Annotated in this window: 13 protein-coding genes; 5 read left to right on the top strand and 8 right to left on the bottom strand. The window is 60.4% G+C overall.

Annotation, left to right across the window (positions count from 1 at the left end):
- Positions 1-8: 8 nt before the first annotated feature.
- Positions 9-2,375: a PilZ domain-containing protein gene (locus AB5Y72_RS01225; protein ID WP_325783246.1), complete on the bottom strand. Its 2,367-nt coding sequence runs from the start codon at positions 2,373-2,375 to the stop codon at positions 9-11.
- A 100-nt stretch (positions 2,376-2,475) separates the two neighbouring features.
- Here AB5Y72_RS01225 and radA point away from each other — a divergent pair, with 100 nt between their 5' ends.
- A complete protein-coding gene (radA, locus tag AB5Y72_RS01220) occupies positions 2,476-3,840 on the top strand; it encodes a DNA repair protein RadA (protein ID WP_042079338.1) in 1,365 nt (454 codons plus the stop codon).
- Between the two features lie 63 nt (positions 3,841-3,903).
- Here the strand turns inward: radA and AB5Y72_RS01215 are convergent, their stop codons facing one another.
- Both AB5Y72_RS01215 and rsd read right to left on the bottom strand, forming a co-directional pair.
- On the bottom strand, positions 3,904-4,293 hold the full coding sequence (locus AB5Y72_RS01215; RefSeq protein ID WP_325783269.1) for a PilZ domain-containing protein: 390 nt from the start codon (positions 4,291-4,293) through the stop codon (positions 3,904-3,906).
- A gap of 102 nt (positions 4,294-4,395) precedes the next feature.
- Positions 4,396-4,878: a sigma D regulator gene (gene rsd / locus AB5Y72_RS01210; protein ID WP_209793655.1), complete on the bottom strand. Its 483-nt coding sequence runs from the start codon at positions 4,876-4,878 to the stop codon at positions 4,396-4,398.
- Positions 4,879-5,216: 338 nt separating this feature from the next.
- Here rsd and hupA point away from each other — a divergent pair, with 338 nt between their 5' ends.
- Positions 5,217-5,489, top strand: a complete 273-nt coding sequence (gene hupA / locus AB5Y72_RS01205; RefSeq protein ID WP_005305063.1) for a nucleoid-associated protein HU-alpha — start codon at positions 5,217-5,219, stop codon at positions 5,487-5,489.
- A gap of 113 nt (positions 5,490-5,602) precedes the next feature.
- Positions 5,603-6,028, top strand: a complete 426-nt coding sequence (locus tag AB5Y72_RS01200; protein ID WP_209793654.1) for a hypothetical protein — start codon at positions 5,603-5,605, stop codon at positions 6,026-6,028.
- A gap of 71 nt (positions 6,029-6,099) precedes the next feature.
- Here the strand turns inward: AB5Y72_RS01200 and AB5Y72_RS01195 are convergent, their stop codons facing one another.
- Both AB5Y72_RS01195 and dusA read right to left on the bottom strand, forming a co-directional pair.
- The gene (locus tag AB5Y72_RS01195; protein WP_084203124.1) at positions 6,100-6,249 is read right to left on the bottom strand and encodes a hypothetical protein; all 150 of its coding nucleotides are present in this window, start codon (positions 6,247-6,249) and stop codon (positions 6,100-6,102) included.
- Between the two features lie 2 nt (positions 6,250-6,251).
- Positions 6,252-7,304: a tRNA dihydrouridine(20/20a) synthase DusA gene (dusA, locus tag AB5Y72_RS01190; RefSeq protein ID WP_368198455.1), complete on the bottom strand. Its 1,053-nt coding sequence runs from the start codon at positions 7,302-7,304 to the stop codon at positions 6,252-6,254.
- Positions 7,305-7,392: 88 nt separating this feature from the next.
- Here dusA and AB5Y72_RS01185 point away from each other — a divergent pair, with 88 nt between their 5' ends.
- Positions 7,393-8,493, top strand: a complete 1,101-nt coding sequence (locus AB5Y72_RS01185; RefSeq protein WP_368198454.1) for a tyrosine-type recombinase/integrase — start codon at positions 7,393-7,395, stop codon at positions 8,491-8,493.
- 300 nt (positions 8,494-8,793) lie between these two features.
- On the opposite strand, the gene AB5Y72_RS01180 is transcribed toward AB5Y72_RS01185, so the two are convergent.
- The 3 genes from AB5Y72_RS01180 to AB5Y72_RS01170 all read right to left on the bottom strand — a co-directional run bounded on the left by AB5Y72_RS01180 (position 8,794) and on the right by AB5Y72_RS01170 (position 15,430).
- Complete coding sequence (locus tag AB5Y72_RS01180; protein WP_052446996.1) at positions 8,794-13,020, bottom strand: PAS domain S-box protein; 4,227 nt, start codon at positions 13,018-13,020, stop codon at positions 8,794-8,796.
- A gap of 348 nt (positions 13,021-13,368) precedes the next feature.
- A complete protein-coding gene (locus tag AB5Y72_RS01175) occupies positions 13,369-14,157 on the bottom strand; it encodes an ABC transporter substrate-binding protein (protein WP_209794922.1) in 789 nt (262 codons plus the stop codon).
- Positions 14,158-14,293: 136 nt separating this feature from the next.
- Positions 14,294-15,430, bottom strand: a complete 1,137-nt coding sequence (locus tag AB5Y72_RS01170) for an HD-GYP domain-containing protein (RefSeq protein ID WP_368198453.1) — start codon at positions 15,428-15,430, stop codon at positions 14,294-14,296.
- Between the two features lie 679 nt (positions 15,431-16,109).
- On the opposite strand from AB5Y72_RS01170, the gene AB5Y72_RS01165 reads away from it, so the two are divergent.
- A protein-coding gene (locus AB5Y72_RS01165; protein WP_270822696.1) for an IS3 family transposase occupies positions 16,110-17,314 on the top strand; the annotation gives its coding sequence in 2 pieces (ribosomal slippage) (positions 16,110-16,428 and positions 16,428-17,314; 1,206 coding nt in all).
- Positions 17,315-17,351 lie beyond the last annotated feature (37 nt).

Genomic DNA, 17,351 nt, shown 5'->3' with positions numbered 1-17,351 from the left:
CGCCAGGGTCAGTGCGCGGCGATGCCGAGCCGGAACAGGGTGGCCTGGGTGGTATCGGTCAGCTCGCCCACCCCCACCACGCTCCACAGCTCCTCTTCCAGCTTCTTGGCCTTGTGAATGGCGAACTTGGCGATGTAGTCCAGCTCGTTGGCGATGAAGCTGGTGTCCGGCCGGCCGGTGCGGGAGATGCCGACCAGCACCGAATAGAACTCACCCTGCTGCCGGGCCGACTCGATGAAGCGGCGCTTCTGCTCCACCGATGCAAAGCTGCTGGCAAGCTGGCTGCGAAACAGGGGCGCGCCCCCCTTGGTGTGCAGGCCGGCGATATAGACCTCATCCTCCTCCGGCTTGTCTTCCCGAAGGATGGTGCGCAGGGGGGCGAGCAGCAGGGTCTTGAGCAGGGAGCCTTGCAGCAGGGGGTAGAGGTTCGCCTGCCCCTCCCGCTCGGCGCAAGCCTGCAACAGGCCCGCGAGACTGCGCGGCCTGGGGGCCAGCCCCAGGGCGGCGGGGCGGGGCGGCCCGTTGAGCTTGTTCACGTAGACAGGGGTGTTGAACAGGTGGTGGGTATAGAGGTTGCGCAGCGCCCTGGCCATGCCACGGTAGCGCTTGTGCTCCCGGGTGGTCTTGAGCTTGTTCTGGTTGCTCTCTATCAGCAGGCTGAAGAACTGGTGGCCGATGTGGCGCTCCGCCGCCCCCTCGATGCACAGGTGCAACACGGTTCGACTCTGGTTGAGGCTGACCAGCCGGTAGGGGAGACGCTGCAGATCCATGTTCCTGGCGAGATCCTGCAGGCGGGGCAGGGCGACCTGGAGGATCTCCCCCTTCTCGCCGGCAAACGGCTCCTCCAGCTCGATCTGCATGCCGTGGGCCGAGATGTCGCGGGTCCAGCCGAGCCAGGTGCGCTCCTGATGGCGGACCACGATGGCCGTCTTGTGGACGTAGCGGGCCTCCTTGCGCAGTTGCACATAGTGCAGCGTCTCTATTTCGAAGGGGACCGCATGAATGTCGTGGCCGAAGCGTTGCAAGTCGTTGGCGTTGTGCGCCTGGCGGCTGTCGAACCGGAATTCCTCGCGCTGGTTGTCGAGCCCTATCTCCTGCAGCATGCCCACGTAACCCAGCTGGTCTAGCCGCTCGCGCAGCAGCCTGTCCTGCAGCTGGTGCGTCCCTCCCGGCTGGTTGTCGAGATCGGCCTCGGCCAGGGTGCAGGCCTCCAGGCTGAACTTGTAGACGCGCCAGCTGGGGCGGCGGGCGCCTACCTGGAAGAACAGGGTGGTCAGCCCGCTCTGCTCCAGCTCTTCCCGGGTGGCGGAGAAGAAGTAGAGGTGGCTGCGTACCGAGTGGGTGAAGCTGTAGATCAGGGTCTCTCGCAGCCCCCCCCTGTCCGGCAGCAGGGAGAGCATCCGTGCCGCCGGGAAGAGGGTGGCGAGCATGTCGCGGTTCTTGGCGTCGCGCCAGTACTCCAGGATGTGCTGGTTGTTCTCGGTCCGCAGGGCGATCTCGAGGGCCGGGGCACTGCCCTTGCCGAAGAAGAGCGGCATGCCCGTCATGCGCGGCAGGTAGAACTGTTCATACCCCTTGATGATGGCGGCCGACAGCAGGTAGTCGACGCTGACCCGGTAGCGGTTGCGGTTGTGTTCGATGAAGTCGCGCAGGAAGCTGTCGAAGGCGGGGTGCTCGCCGCTCTTCACCAGGCGGAGCCAGTACTTCCCCTCTTTCTGCTCCTCCCCCAGGATCTGGTAGCCGATCGACTGTCGCAGCACGGGGTGAGGGTGTTCGCGCTCCAGGCCGGTGAAGAAGACCTCGATCTGCTCGCCGGTCTGATACTCGGGCAGGTAGGGCACCGAGACCCGGATCCCGCCGAGGGAGATATCCGAGCTCTTGACCTGCAGTTTCTCCCCGCTCGCCAGGTGCAGCACCATGGGTGAGCTGAAGTGCATCCGCTCCTCCTGCCTGCCGTAGTGGCTGGCGAAGGGGATGGCGTTGACCTCGAAGGGCTGAAACGGATTGAGCGGCAGGGAGAGGTGCTCGCTGCGCCCCTGATTGAGCCTGTACCAGGCTTGCAGCGCCTCGTAGACCCCCAGGGTATAGGCGTCCCGGTAGAGGTAGCACTGGGATTGAAACAGCTCGATGGCCTCGGCGGGCATGAAGTGGGTGACCCCCTCGAACTCGTATACCTGGCAGAGGGCGCCGAGCTCGTTGCGCATGTCGATCACGCGTCGGCAGGGGGTGCACTTGCGCTTGAGCTCCATCTTCAGCAGGAAACGGCCGTTGGTATTCTCGTTCTGGGTCAAGCGGTTGAAGATGTCGTCGAAGTCCTTTTCCCGAAGCAGGGGGACAAGCTGTTCTATCAGGTGTAGGGGCTGTTCTGAATCCATGTATTCCTGCCGCGGAAAGTCACTTTTCCGATTCTGGGTTTGATCTGTCGGTCGCAAACCAGTATATCAAGCAGGAATTCATCCTGTCCCCGAGTTATCCATGGCCAAAAACAAAACCGCCTATGTTTGTTCCGAATGTGGAGCCGACTTCACCCGCTGGCAAGGTCAGTGCAGCGAGTGCAAGGAGTGGAACACAATCACCGAGGTGAGGTTGGGGGTCGCGACGCCCGGCAAGAGCGCCCGCTACACAGGTTATGCCGGTGCCGTCGGCAGCCAGGTGCAGACCCTGGCGGAGATCGCCACCACCGAGATCCCCCGTTTCAGCTCCGGCTTCAAGGAGCTGGACCGGGTGCTCGGCGGCGGCGTGGTGCCCGGCTCGGCCATCCTCATCGGCGGCAATCCGGGGGCGGGCAAGTCGACCCTGCTGCTGCAGACCATGTGTGGCCTGGCGCAGCGGATGAAGACCCTCTACGTGACCGGGGAGGAGTCCCTGCAGCAGGTGGCGATGCGGGCCGGCCGGCTGGGCCTGCCCACCGATCGGCTGCGCATGCTGTCCGAGACCAGCGTCGAGCAGATTTGCCTCATCGCCCAGCAGGAGCAGCCGCAGATCATGGTCATCGACTCCATCCAGGTGATGCACGTGGCGGACGTGCAGTCCGCGCCGGGCTCCGTCTCCCAGGTGCGCGAGTCCGCGGCCCTGCTCACCCGCTACGCCAAGCAGAACCACGTGGCCATCTTCATGGTGGGCCACGTCACCAAGGATGGCACCCTGGCCGGCCCCAAGGTGCTGGAGCACTGCATCGACTGCTCCGTGCTGCTGGACGGGGGTCATGACTCCCGGTTCCGAACCCTGCGCTCCCACAAGAACCGCTTCGGGGCGGTCAACGAGCTCGGCGTGTTCGCCATGACGGGGCAGGGGATGAAGGAGGTGAGCAACCCCTCTGCCATCTTCCTCAGTCGGGGCGAGGAGCAGGCCCCCGGCTCCATCGTCATGGTGATCTGGGAGGGCACCCGCCCGCTCTTGGTGGAACTGCAGGCGCTGGTGGACTATTCCCAGCTCTCCAACCCGCGCCGGGTGGCGGTGGGCATGGATCACAACCGCCTCGCCATGTTGCTGGCGGTGCTGCACCGTCACGGGGGGCTGCAGATGGCGGATCAGGACGTCTTCATCAACGTGGTCGGTGGCGTCAAGGTGGAGGAGACCAGCGCGGATCTGGCGCTGCTGCTGGCCATGGTCTCCAGCTTCAGGGATCAGGCCCTGCCCAAGGATCTGGTGGTGTTCGGCGAGGTGGGGCTTTCCGGCGAGATAAGGCCCGTGCCCTCCGGTCAGGAGCGGCTGCAGGAGGCGGCCAAGCACGGTTTCCGCCGCGCCATCGTCCCCCACGCCAATGCCCCCAAACACCCCATCGAGGGGATGGAGGTGGTGCCGGTGAAGAAACTCTCCGATGCCCTCGAGGCCCTGTAGCCGATGGCGGCCGACAGACAATGAAAAGGAGCGCCTCGGCGCTCCTTTGTGTATCCGTGCCTCTCAGGGCGCCGTCGGCGGGACGTGCTCCCTGTGTTCTTGCAGCAGTTGCTCGAGCTCGCGATGGAGCAGCTGCTCTTCCCCGATGTTCAGCTCGATCATCCGCTTGAGGTGGGTGGCGCTGTCGATGTCGATGTGGTGGCAATAGAAGCCCAGCTTCTTGCTGGCCTCGTGGGTCAGCTCGACCAGCATCTTGATCTCGATGTCGCTGCCCCCCAGCACGAAGCAGATCTCGTACTCCTTGTCGTCGCTGGCGACCCAGTCCTCGGGCCTGAGCAGCAGGGCTCCCTGCAGGGAGACATCGACCAGCTGGGTGCGCCACTGGTGTTCACCCTGGGTGAGCCTGGCGGCGGTCAAATAGAAAATGCGTGTGAAGTGGCGGCGCTCGGCCATGGTCGTCTCCGGTCTGCGTGCGAGCACAGTGCTCATCGTTCATGTTCCAGAGTGTAATGTAGCTGGCGCATCAGGATGTTGAACTGGCTCCGATATTGGATATCAGACCCGCTGATGGCTGAGGGATTCCACCACCTGCAGCGCCTTGACCAGGCGGTCTTCCTGCTTGAACCTGTCTTCCAGCACGGGGCCCAGCTGGTTCAGATCCTCGTCGAGTTGCAACAGCTGTGCCTCGTCGGCATTGCTGTACTTGTCGTTGAACTCCAGCGCGAACTCGGTACAGGCCCGGATGTGGGGGTAGATGCGTTTGGCCAGCTCCAGCTTGTCGCCGCTGGCCTGCTCGAAGGCGGTGACCACGTGGTTGTAGATCTCGAAATGGCCGGCGCTGACGTAGTCGACCAGCTGTTCGCAGAAGCGTTGCAGCTCGACGTGGCCGGGAAGGGATCGCTGCTTTGACTTGGTAGGCATGAGCCCGGCCAGTCGCATGTACTCGACCAGCAACGCCTGTCTGGCATCGAGCCAGTCGTCTATCGCTCTGTGCTTTCCTGCCAGTGCGCGCTTGGTGTTTTCCAGTTCAGTTAACATAGTCCCTCCATGGGCATGGCATGCGGCACTCTGGTCGCACACCTCCGGTCATTCTCATCGACTGACGACACTCCTATAACTAGGGAAAATCCTGTTGACCGTCAATAGGAGTGTAGGGATATTGTTACATCAGGCTGGGGGCTGCATACAAGTCTCCGCCGGTTTCGCGCGCCGTGTCGCCCATCTGGGTGACAAAGGGGCGAGATATGTGACTATTTCCGCAGATCTTGATGAAAACCCCAGCATTCAAGCCAATCCGGTTGATAAAGCCTTTGCCTGAGTGTTTTTTTTTGAATAGAGTGGCCCGGTGCTAAATGCCCGATCATAAAGGAAATGTTATGAACAAAGCTCAACTTGTCGATGCAATTGCCGCCAAAGCAGACCTGAGCAAAGCTCAGGCCAAAGTCGCTCTGGAAGAGATCATCAATGGTATTACCCAGAGCCTGAAAGAGGGCGATGCCGTTCAGTTGGTGGGTTTTGGTACCTTCAAGGTCAACCATCGCGCGGGCCGCACCGGTCGCAACCCGCAGACTGGCAAAGAGATCCAGATTGCAGCCGCCAATGTGCCGTCCTTTGTGGCAGGCAAGGCGCTGAAAGACGCCGTCAAGTAATCGCGTAAAGTAATCAAATGAAACCCGGCTCATGCCGGGTTTTTTCTTGCCATCTTCGTTAGAATTTGTTTCAGATACACTCAGGATATGGCATGCGCTGTAGTGAGGTGGATATGGAACAGAAGAATGCCATTCGGCAGGTGGCCGTACCCTGGGCCCCCTCTCGTCAACTCCCCCCCGGCCTGGTGGTGGCCGAGCTGCATCAGGACATCTGGAGCGACACCCTGACCATTATGCTGGGCCGTGCCCGCAGCATAGACCTGCCGCCGCAGCCCCTCTGCCGGGTCAATTTCCGCCACATCTTCGCGGTGCGGGTGATGGAAGACTGCGATCTGGCGGAAGGGCGCGACAGCCACATCATCGAGGAGCAGATCCAGCTGATCATCCCGTCCCGCTTCGCCAGCTGGTTCCATCAGGAGTCCGATGGCCTGCATCTGGACGAGGACTTGCAGCATTACCGCATCTCGACCTGGGATTACTGCGCCGACGTGCTGACCTCGTCCCCCCCCGAGCTGCAGTTCGTGGCGTCGGAGGAGTGAATCGGCCCCCATTCCCGTCAAGGAAACAAAAAAGCCGGCGCATCGCAGCGCCGGCTTTCCTGTCTGGGGTGTCAGCCCAGCAGCTGATCCCGGTGCAGGCCCAGCACGATCAGCAGCCCGATGAAATAGAAGGCGCTGAGCTTGATGCCCAGGATGGCGAGCAGGCCGGCGCAGAGGCGCACCAAGGCCTTGTGCAGCCAGGAGCCGGTGAAGCGATACATGGTTACTCCACCGACTCGGCGCTGGCGAATTCCGGCACCTTGGCCATGGCGTCTAGCACCACCTGGATGCCGGCGCCCGGCTTGCAGGCATTCTCGCTCAGGTGACGACGCCAGGCGCGGGCGCCCTGCATGTTCTGGAACAGGCCCAGCATGTGGCGGGTCATGTGGGAGAGGTAGTTGCCCTTGGCCAGCTCCTGTTCCATGTAGGGCAGCATCATCCGCACCACCTCGTGGCGGCTCGGCACCTCGCCCGCCAGGCCGAAGATCCGGTTGTCGACCTCGGCCAGGAGGTAGGGGTTCTGGTAGGCCTCGCGCCCCATCATGACACCGTCGAGGTGCTGCATGTGTTCGAGGGACTGCTCCAGGCTGGTGACCCCGCCGTTGATGGCGATGGTCAGATCCGGATAATCCTGCTTGACCCGGTAGACGCGGGGGTAGTCCAGCGGCGGGATCTCGCGGTTCTCTTTCGGGCTCAGGCCGCTCAGCCAGGCCTTGCGGGCGTGGACGATGAAGGTGTCGCAGCCGGCGTCGCGCACCTGCTCGATGAAGGTCTGCAAAAACTCGTAGGAGTCCTGCTCGTCGATGCCGATGCGGGTCTTCACGGTTACCGGGATCTTGACCACGTCGCGCATCGCCTTGACGCAGTCGGCCACCAGGGCGGGCTCGCCCATCAGGCAGGCGCCGAAGCGGCCGTTCTGGACACGATCCGACGGGCAGCCCACGTTGAGGTTGATCTCGTCATAGCCGCGCTCCTCGGCCAGTTTGGCACAGCGGGCCAGATCCGCCGGGTTGCTGCCTCCCAGCTGCAGGGCGAGGGGGTGTTCCTGCTCGCTGTAGCCCAGATAGTCCCCCTTGCCGTGGATGATGGCGCCCGTGGTCACCATCTCGGTATACAGCAGGGTCTGGCGGGTCATCAGACGGTGGAAGTATCGGCAATGCCGATCGGTCCAGTCCAGCATGGGGGCAATCGAGAATGTCTGGCGGTGGGCAGGCTTGCCAGATATGGCCTCAGCACCTGATTTCACGGGGTTTTCACTGATTTGTTTCTGAGTCATTTGCGGGTGTTTCCAGACATTTGTTGATTGAACCTGCCCCATATCTGCCCCACCATTTCATGGGGCAGGTGAACTCCACGAGGTGTCTATGGCCGGCTACACAATAGAAAAACGTAAGACCAGCAAAGGCGAATTACGCTATCGCTGTACCGTCAGGGAACATAAAGGCGAAGAGGTAGTATACCGAGAATCCCGAACCTTTGGCAGACAGTCCGACGCCAAGAGCTGGGGGATGCAGATGGTTGCGATGATCGAGCGGGATGGCTTGCCAGGCTTGGTGCAACCCGTCCCCACCATCCGCGAACTGATAGCACTCTACCGCGATCACCCGGCCATTAGCCCCACCATAGGCAGAACCAAGGCCTACTGCCTCGATCTGGTTGCCGATTGCGATATCGCGGCACTCAATGCCGATCAGCTCACCATCAAGGATCTGGTTGACCACTGTCAGGCCAGAAGGAATGCAGGAGCTTCTCCTGCCACCATTGCCCACGACATCAGCTACCTTGGCTCCGTATTTGCTGCCGCCAATCCCGTCTTCAACATTCCAGTCGACAACAAGCTGATCCTTGAAGCTCGTAAAACCCTCAACAACCTGAAACTGGTGGGAAAAGCCCAGAAGCGCACACGCCGTCCTGTGAGCAATGAACTGGAAAGGATCATCCAGGGGCTGGAAAAACGGCAGAGCCACGGCATGGCCAAAATCCCCTACACAGACCTGCTCAACTTCGCCATCCTGAGCTGCATGCGAATCAGCGAGGTGTGCAAGATCAAGTGGTCTGGCGTGGATGAGAAAAACCGGGCCGTGTTGGTTGAAGACCGCAAAGACCCGAGAAAGAAGATTGGGAACCATATGCTGGTGCCTCTGCTGGGCGAAGCCTGGGAGATCCTCAAGCGTCAACCCAGAACCGATGATCGCATCTTCCCCTACAACGGCAAGAGCGTCACTGCCGGTTTTCAACGAGTCAGAACAGAGCTTGGTATTGAAGACCTGCGCTGGCACGACCTACGCCGCGAAGGAGCCTGCCGCCTGTTTGAGGCAGGCTTTGTCATCGACGAGGTCGCCCAGGTTACCGGCCATAGAAACATCAACATCCTCTGGCAGATCTATACCGACCTCTATCCCAACCGGGTACATGCCAAGTTTGAGCGACTACAACAGGCCAAGGTGGTAGAAGAGGCCAGATAAAGTGGGAAAAGTGGGAGCATCTGCTCCCATTCACAGGCCTTTGAGATCACAGTACGAGAATGTAATACCAACGTGGCACATCTTTCGCAGCCCCAGGCAGACGCAGAGATTTCAAGCTCACTTCATCGTTATGACAGCACTAACCTGAATCGCTGAGAATAGCATAATCGGCATTATGCTACCTTTTCCCATCCATATTTTTGTCCAACCGACGTCGGCTTCGAGATGATTTGACCACCACAGTAACTACGGGAAACTACACAACTCTTAATCAGTTGATAGGGCGACATTTGATTTTCGTCACTTCAAGAGCGCAGCTAACGCCGCGTCGAACTCGAAGCGTTCCACCTGCTGTGCCACCTTGGCCAGGCGTTCGGCCAATTCGGGCTGCAGGGAGAGGGCTTGCAACTCGACCAGCACCTCGATCGCTTCGCTGTCGCTCTCTGCCAGTAGTTGGCCAAGCCTGGCCAATCGTGGCTGTATGTCCGCATCGGGGAGGGCTACCGACGGCGCAGGCTCTAGCGTATCTGCATCCAATACGGCCAGGGCGGCGAGCACAGGGGCCAGGCTTTGTTCCACCCTGTTGAGCGCAGTCTGGAGCTGCTCACCCCTCGCACTGGATTGACAACACAACTCCAGCTCGGCCGCCGCTTGGGCGACCTCGAAGGCTCCGATGTTGCCGGCCGTCCCCTTCAGGCTGTGCGCGAGCCGGGTTGCCGCCGAGGCATCGGGATCCGCGAGGGCGGCCGCGAACTGCGCGGCGAAGCCCTGATTGGCGGCATGGAACTTGCGAAGCAACCGCTGATAGAGCTCAGCCTTCCCCTGGCAGGTGGCCAGGCCGGCAGCCTGATCAATGCCATCCAGCTCGGTAGGTAAGAGACCTGTAGGCGGCACAGCCTCGAGCGCAGTCACGCTGGCCATTACTGGTTGACGGGCGCGTGGCTTGATCCATTTGGCCAGGGTCGCGAACATACTGGCCACGTCGAGAGGTTTGGCGATGTGATCGTTCATGCCGCAGGCCAACGCCTGCTCCCGATCGCCGCTCATGGCGTTGGCGGTCATGGCGATCACCGGCAATGTGGCAAAGCGCGACTGCTGGCGGATAAACTTGGTGGCCGTATAACCGTCCATCACCGGCATCTGGCAATCCATCAGGACGCCGTCGAAGTCGGCGTCCTGCGCAAGCAGGTCGAGCGCCTCCTGGCCGTTGACCGCCAGGCTGAGGGATATGCCCGCCTCCTGCAGCAGCTCGCTGGCCAGCTCGCGGTTCAATTCGTTGTCTTCCACCAGCAGCAGGCGGGCACCACTCAGGCTGGCCGTGGCGCTGGCATTCAGTTCTGATCGCTCGGTCGTCCGGCTGTCGACGAGTCGGATCTTGCCAAGTACGCTGCCGAGCGCCTCCAGCAGGTTAGATGGAGTAACAGGTTTGGTCAGCACCACGGGCAATTCCACCCCCTGCGACTCGGCCTGCTCACGAACCTCCTCGCGGCCGAAGGCGGTGACCATGATCACCGACGGCGTCTGCGCCAGATTGGCAGCATGCATCTGCCGCACCGTCTCCACTCCGTCCATGCCCGGCATGCGCCAGTCCATCAGCACCAGATCATAGGGCAGTGACTTGCCCTCGGCCGCTATCAGCATCGCCAGAGCGGCGCGGCCACTGTCGGCCACATCCACCTCAATGCCGAAGCTGCGGGCCATGCCATAGAGGATTTCGCGGGCGCTGGCGTTGTCGTCCACCACCAGGGCCCGCACACCTAACAGCTCATCCTGGGTGAACATGCGCCGCGGCAGCTCGCCACGCTGCCGCCCCAGCATGACGCAGAAGTGGAAAGTCGAACCTTGTCCCAACACGCTTTCCACCCAGATGCGTCCCCCCATCAGTTCCACCAGCCGCTTGGAGATGGCCAGACCCAGACCAGTACCGCCGTACTTACGGGTGGTCGAGCTGTCGGCCTGGCTGAACGACTGGAACATCCGTTCGCACTGCTGGCCGCTGATGCCGATGCCTGTGTCGCGCACCCAAAAGTGCAACTCCAGGTGTTCACCCTCGTCATGGAGCACCTCGGCTCCCACCACTATCTCCCCCCGCTCGGTGAATTTGGCCGCGTTGTTGCCGAGGTTGATCAGGATTTGCCCCAGCCGCAGCGGGTCGCCGATCAGCGCCGTCGGCAGATCGTGCGCCGTGTCGAACAGCAGCTCCAGCCCCTTCTCCTCGGCCCTCAGGCCAATCATGTTGGCGAAATTGTCCAGCACGTCCTCCAGACGGAAGGGGATAAGCTCCAGCTCCATCTTGCCCGCCTCGATCTTCGAGAAATCGAGGATGTCGTTGATGATCCCGAGCAGATTCTCCGCCGAGCGGTGCACCTTCTCGATGTAGTTGCGCTGACGGCGATCTAGCTGGGTGCGCAGGGCGAGATGGCTCATGCCGATGATGGCATTCATGGGGGTACGGATCTCGTGGCTCATGTTGGCGAGGAAGGCGCTCTTGGCCTGGGTCGCCTCTTCCGCTACTGCCCGCGCCTCGGTCAGCGCCGTGACATCGATGTTGACCCCGGTTGCGCGCAGCGGAGTACCGTCTGGTGTGCGTGTGAAGCGGCATAGCGACTTGAAGGTTCGCACTGCCCCGTCACTTTGACGCACGATGCGAAAGTCGAACTCAATCCGATCGGCCCCCCCCTCGATCGCGCGCTCGAAGACCTGGCTGGCTGACTCGACATCGTCAGGATGCAGCAACCTCTTCCAGTGCTCCTGGGTGCCGCCGAAGCCCCTGGGCTCGAGCCCGAACATCTGCTCCAGTTGCGGCGTCCAGTAGTTGCGGCCTGTCACGAGATCGATGTCGAACAGGCCGATGCCGCCTGCCTCCTGCACCAGGGTCAGGCGTTCGCTGGCCGTGCGCAGGGCCTGCTCGGCTATCCTGCGCTCGGTGATGTCGCGGATGGCGCTGGATACCAGCACCCCATCCTCGGTCTCAATGGGGCTCAAGCTGATCTCCACTGGAAACTCCCGGCCGTCCCTGTGCAAGCCGAACAACTCCTGTCCCTGCCCCATAGCCCTCGCCTGAGGCTGACCAAAGAACTGATCACGCTGGCTCGGATGATGGGGGCGGTAGCGCGCCGGCACCAGCATTTCGATCTTGCGCCCCAGCAGCTCCTCACGGTTCCAGCCGAACAGCTCGAGGGCCCGCCGGTTGACCAGCACTATGTCACCCTCGTGATTGACTATCACCATGGCATCCGGAGCGGACTCTAGAAGATCCCTGAACTTGCGCTCGGCCGCCCGGCGCCGGGTAATGTCCCGATACACCACCACAGAGCCGATCAGCGTATCGCCCTTGAGCATCGGGGTGGTTGAGTATTCCACTGCAATCGAGCTACCGTCCTTACGCCAGAACACCTCACTGTCCACGGTGCGCGGCTGGCCGTCGCGCCCGGTCAGGTACATGGGGCACTCCTCGAGGGGAAACTCGCGCCCATCGGCATGATGGTGATGCACCAGCGCATGCATCTGCCGGCCGACCAGCTCATCCGTGCGGTAGCCGAGCATGGCCGGTGCCGCCGGATTGGCAAAGGTCATCACGCCCTCGGTATCCAGCCCGACGATGCCATCGTTGACCGATTCCAAGAGCAGCCTGGTACGCTCTTCCAGCTCGCTGCGCTCCTGCAACTCGCGCAATGTCGCTTGCTTGCTCATCAACAAGGCAAGACTGAAGGCGATCACCGGCACCGCGTCGGTCAGCACCTCCTCCTGATATCGGGGAACATTCATGTAGCCCAACTCCAGCACGGCGATCACCCTCTCTGCACTTCGGATAGGGACGATGGACAGCGTGCGTGGCACGGCAGAAAGAAGGCCGGACTGGATCCTGATTGCCTCATCCGGCAGGTTCTGACACTGTATCACCCTGCCCGTCGCCACAGCCTCACCAGCCAACCCCTCACTCATCTTGAACGGCCTGCAACCCGATGGTTCGATGCCAAATCCGGCCCGGCAGCGAAAATCGCCCTCGTCCTCATCGTGGACGAAGAAGGCCCCCACATCGGCCCCCAGCCAGGGGATAAGATATTGCAGCAATCGCTGGCCGAATTGGGCCAGATCGTCGCTGTTTTGCAACTGCTGCGACAGCTCGCCAGCCCGCGCCTTGCCCCCCAGCACAGTTTCCTGCCTGTTCGCCTCCTCGCGGATCCGGCGCAACGCCAAGTTAAAGCCGCGGATCAGGCCGGCAAGCTCCTGATGCTGGCCCTCCGGCAACTCGGTGATGCCGCTGGCGGTCTCTCCGTTCTGTCCACCCAGCATCATGAGCGCCTCACGCAGATCGGCCAACGGCCGGAAGACGATGCGCAGGCTGGTGAGCAACAGGACTATCAGCACCAGATCCACGGCTAGGATCTGCAGGATGAGCTGGTAGAAGTTGCTGCGGATGGTCGCGTCGAGTTTGTCGCGGGAGAACTGTACGCGCAGGAGACCGATACGTTCATCGGGCTTATCGGTGAGGACGATCACCTTCTCCAGCGTGAGCGCATGCATCGGCAAGTCGTCCTTGAGCGCCACGATAGCTCCCGTGGCATCGCGGTTGAAGGCGGCAATCGTCACGTCATTTACATCTTTGATTTCCAGTGCGGCAATCTCGGGAATAGCCAGTTGGGCGCGCAAAAGATTAGCGATCACATCCTTGTTAAGCTCCCACAGTGGCGTTGCCGCGCTCTGGGCGATGCGGTTCAACGCCCCCACCTGAAGATCGCCGAAGCGTTCGTTTAGTTCGCCGACGAGGCGCGAGTGACCGTAGAAGCCGGAAACGGCCAGGGTCAGGGTGACTGCCATCATGAGCAGGAGCGATAAACGGGCACGCAGTGAATGAAACACACAGCCTCCTTGCTAGGGCTCAACGGAGAAATATCGCTCGGTGTACTTGCGGTAAATGGCCTCATAGCGCCCATCCTTGCGCATGAGAGCGATAGCCTTGTCAAAACCGTCGCGTACCGCAGGATCAGTAAAGGCGGCCTTGAAGCGCGTCGGCGGGAAGATGTCGTAACTGATGACCTCCTGCCCGGGCTCAACCTGACGCTCGGCGATCAGCTTCTGGTGGTAATAACGGAAGATGCTCTCATCCATGATCGCGACATCTATCCGGCCGAGCAGCAGCATATGAACCTGGCTCTGTTGCTGAGCCAGCTCCTTGTAGCGGGGGTTGCCGGCAACGGCCCGAGCAAACTCCTCCCCCAGATAGCGTTCGGCATACTGGAAGGCGATCACAGACTTACCGCCCAGATCGGCAATACGGTGAATGACCTGCTGGCTGGACTTCAGGACAAAGGCCCGGTTGTGGTATTGCATGAAGTAATCGGAGTATTCAGCCTGTAGCCCAGAACTCTCCTGAATAATGGTCGTGCCGTCTACCTGCCGATCGGCAAACATCCTGAAACCGCGTTCGATAGGAACATAGATAGGCTTGACCTGATAACCGCCCTCCGCCAGAGCGGTGCGAACTATGTCAAGCAGGATGCCACTACCGTCTTCGAAGACATAGGGAGGCGTGTACTGGCTGACGACGATCTTAAGCTCGGTCGCGAACCCTTGGCCGCCGAGACAGATAAACAGAGACAGGGCCTTGAACAATCGCATCAACACGATATCTTCCCTCTTACCTTGAATGCCGAGCTCCATACAGCACCCTGCAGCTCAGCATTAGACAGAAAGTCAGCGCAGGCACCCGGATGGAAGGCTCAAAGACCCCTGGCGAATGATGTCCGGTGCTTCCTCGTGAGGCATTCCCGGCAGCAGAGTGGCTCTTTGTCTTGGCTCAGGGGGTTGGCTGTTGCTTGGCCAAACCCTGCTCGCTGTCGCTGAAGCGTTCGGCGATGGCCTTGAATTGCTCGGAGGCGGACAGGAAGGCGGCACAGACGTCCGGATCGAAGTGCCAGCCCCCTCCCTGGCGGATGATATCCACAGCCTCCTCGTGCGGCATGCCCGGCTTGTAGACCCGGTGACTGATCAACGCATCATAGACATCGGCCACCGCCATCAACCTGGCACTGATGGGGATGTCATCCCCAGAGAGGCCCAGGGGATAACCGCTGCCATCCCACTTCTCCTGATGGCTGTAGGCGATCTCCTTGGCCAGGCGCAGAAAATCCACCGGAAACCCGAGCTGATCCTCGGCCCGCTGGATAGCATCGCGCCCGAGCGTGGTGTGGGTCATCATGATCTCGAACTCTTCCTTAGTGAGGCGACCGGGTTTCAGCAGGATATGATCGGGGATGCCGACCTTACCAATGTCATGCAAGGGAGCCGACTTGAACAACAGGTGAATGGTCTCGTCATTGAGGAAGTGGCGAAAACGGGGGTGATCACGCAGCAGCTCGGCCAGTAGCTTGACGTAGTGCTGAGTCCGGCGAATATGGTTGCCGGTTTCATTGTCGCGGGTCTCCGCAAGAGAGGCCATGGCCTGGATGGTCACCTCCTGGATGGCCACCACCTCACGGGTCCGGCGCTGGACCTCCTGCTCGAGAAAATCGTTCTGATCCCGCAGAAAGTCGGCGGCCGCCTTAAGCTTAATCTGGGTTTCGACCCGCGCCAGCACTCGCGACGGGCTGATGGGCTTGGTGATGTAATCGACGGCCCCCAGCGCCAGCCCCTGGAGCTCGCTCTCCACCGCCGCCATGGAGGTGAGGAAGATGATGGGGATATGGCGGGTGCGGGCATCTTGCTGCAACTGTTCAGCCACCTGCAACCCGGACAGTCCGGGCATCATTATATCCAACAGAATGAGATCCGGCAGCGGATCTCCCGCCAGAATGCGCAGCGCCTTCTCACCATTGTTGGCTAGCTTGACCCTGTACTTGTCCTTGAGCAGCTCTGCCATCAGCATCAGGTTGTCCGGGGTATCGTCCACTACCAGTATGGTGGCGGGTTGATGGGAATTATATGAGTCTCTCATGATAGGCGCCATTCATGTTTAATTGAGAGGTGATAGCTAACATGTTTAAAAACAACATAAATTCCAAAAAATGCAACACTTAGTATGAGCTAACGATAGTACATGTAGTGATGTAATGGACGCCCCTACCCAGCGCAGTCAGCTTCATACTTCGATTGGCTGCGTTTAACTTTTTAGAGTCCATATGAATTGCCAGAGTAGTTACCAGCAGGTCCCACATCTTTTATGGAATGAGCTGTCCAAGGTCTCTGCACCAAGTAGTTGATCTCGATTGCTCATCATTGATGGGTCCCACATCAGATAGGGTATTGGAAAGGGATTGGAGAGGTCCTTTGGGTTGAAAATAATTACCTTGGGACCTGAAATATCTCTCAAGGTGCCCAAAAAGGGCTGATCCAGAACGCAGGTTTTTGCAGCCTCTTGTTTAGCATCTGGGTGTCATCACCAAGAAAGAGGAGGATGCATGACACAGCAGAACATTTCCCGGATGGCAGAAGCATGGCGAACAATCAGTCGCAAACAGGCGACCCAAGCCGATCGGGATAACGCCACCCGTATGGCACTACAGCAGTGCGGGGAGTTCCTCATTAGATTGGCCCCTGGAGGATCCAGACACTTCGCCCCTCTTAACTTAAGAGGTAGTCTTGGAACTATGTTCAGTACTAGTCGCAACGAGAAGATGGCCGAAGTGTTAACAGGAGCCGAGCGCCGTCGACGCCGGACTCCGCAAGAAAAGATCACCATGGTGCAGCAGACCTTTGAGCCCGGTATGACCGTCTCTCATGTCGCTCGCTTGCACGACGTCAACGCCAACCAGCTCTTCAAATGGCGCAAACAATTCCAGGAAGGCTCTCTCACGGCGATCACCGCCGGTGAGGATGTTGTTCCAGCCTCAGAGTTGGCTGCTGCCATCAAGCAGATCCGAGAGCTCCAGCGTCTGCTCGGGAAGAAGACCATGGAGAACGAGATCCTCAAAGAAGCTGTGGAGGTTGGTCGAGCAAAAAAATGGATTGCGCATGCGCCCTTGTTGCCGGGGGACGACGATTAAGGGCGGTGAGCCAAGCCCTTGGTGTATCGCGTGCGCAGCTATCCGTTCATGTTCATCGAAAACCTGGTTGGCGAGATGGCCGGCAGCATCGCCAACGCGATGACAGCGCCTTGCTTGCCCGGATCATGGGCGCGCTGGCAGAGCTCCCCTCCTATGGTTATCGGCGAGTCTGGGCGCTGTTACGACGTCAGTCAGAGGCCGAACGACTGCCCGTCGTCAACGCCAAGCGAGTATATCGCGTCATGCGCGATCATGGCCTGCTGCTGGAAAGAAAACCGGCGGTTCCCTTGGCTCAGCAGGCACATAAGGGGCGTGTCGCCGTTAACGAGAGCAATCGACGCTGGTGCTCGGATGGCTTTGAGTTTCGCTGCGATAATGGCGAAAAACTCCGGGTCACGTTCGCCATGGACTGCTGTGACAGGGAAGCCTTGGACTGGGCCGCCAGCACCGGGGGTTACGACAGTGACACGGTACAAGATGTCATGCTGCGCGCGGTCGAGCGTCGCTTCGGGGATGCGTTGCCGGCCTCACCGGTGGAATGGCTGACAGATAATGGCTCGGTGTATCGGGCCCATGAGACTCGCGCGTTCGCACGAGAAATCGGGTTGGAGCCCAGAACAACGGCGGTGAGGAGTCCACAGAGCAACGGTATCGCGGAGAGCTTCGTGAAGACGATGAAGCGAGACTATATCGAGATGATGCCGAAGCCGGATAGCCGAACAGCGGTAGGCAATTTGGCGATCGCGTTCGAGCATTACAACGAGCACCACCCGCACAGCGCCTTGGGGTATCGTTCCCCTCGGGAATATCTGCGCAGTCGGGTATCACAACCCTAAGCGGGAAAGAGTGTCTGGATCTATGGGGTCAAATCCA

Source organism: Aeromonas sp. R7-4 (assembly GCF_040908055.1).
Lineage (GTDB): Bacteria > Pseudomonadota > Gammaproteobacteria > Enterobacterales > Aeromonadaceae > Aeromonas > Aeromonas sanarellii.
Note: the sequence above shows the minus strand (reverse complement) of the source record. Positions and strands in the feature narration are given on the sequence as shown.

Bases quoted from the DNA above. Each gene is read 5' to 3' on its own strand.
- hupA (WP_005305063.1), top strand. From the start codon at position 5,217: ATGAACAAAGCTCAACTTGTCGATGCAATTGCCGCCAAAGCAGACCTG.
- AB5Y72_RS01200 (WP_209793654.1), top strand. From the start codon at position 5,603: ATGGAACAGAAGAATGCCATTCGGCAGGTGGCCGTACCCTGGGCCCCC.
- AB5Y72_RS01185 (WP_368198454.1), top strand. From the start codon at position 7,393: ATGGCCGGCTACACAATAGAAAAACGTAAGACCAGCAAAGGCGAATTA.
- AB5Y72_RS01175 (WP_209794922.1), bottom strand. From the start codon at position 14,157: ATGGAGCTCGGCATTCAAGGTAAGAGGGAAGATATCGTGTTGATGCGA.
- AB5Y72_RS01180 (WP_052446996.1), bottom strand. From the start codon at position 13,020: ATGCATGCGCTCACGCTGGAGAAGGTGATCGTCCTCACCGATAAGCCC.
- radA (WP_042079338.1), top strand. From the start codon at position 2,476: ATGGCCAAAAACAAAACCGCCTATGTTTGTTCCGAATGTGGAGCCGAC.
- dusA (WP_368198455.1), bottom strand. From the start codon at position 7,304: ATGACTCAGAAACAAATCAGTGAAAACCCCGTGAAATCAGGTGCTGAG.
- AB5Y72_RS01225 (WP_325783246.1), bottom strand. From the start codon at position 2,375: ATGGATTCAGAACAGCCCCTACACCTGATAGAACAGCTTGTCCCCCTG.
- AB5Y72_RS01195 (WP_084203124.1), bottom strand. From the start codon at position 6,249: ATGTATCGCTTCACCGGCTCCTGGCTGCACAAGGCCTTGGTGCGCCTC.
- AB5Y72_RS01215 (WP_325783269.1), bottom strand. From the start codon at position 4,293: ATGGCCGAGCGCCGCCACTTCACACGCATTTTCTATTTGACCGCCGCC.
- AB5Y72_RS01170 (WP_368198453.1), bottom strand. From the start codon at position 15,430: ATGAGAGACTCATATAATTCCCATCAACCCGCCACCATACTGGTAGTG.
- rsd (WP_209793655.1), bottom strand. From the start codon at position 4,878: ATGTTAACTGAACTGGAAAACACCAAGCGCGCACTGGCAGGAAAGCAC.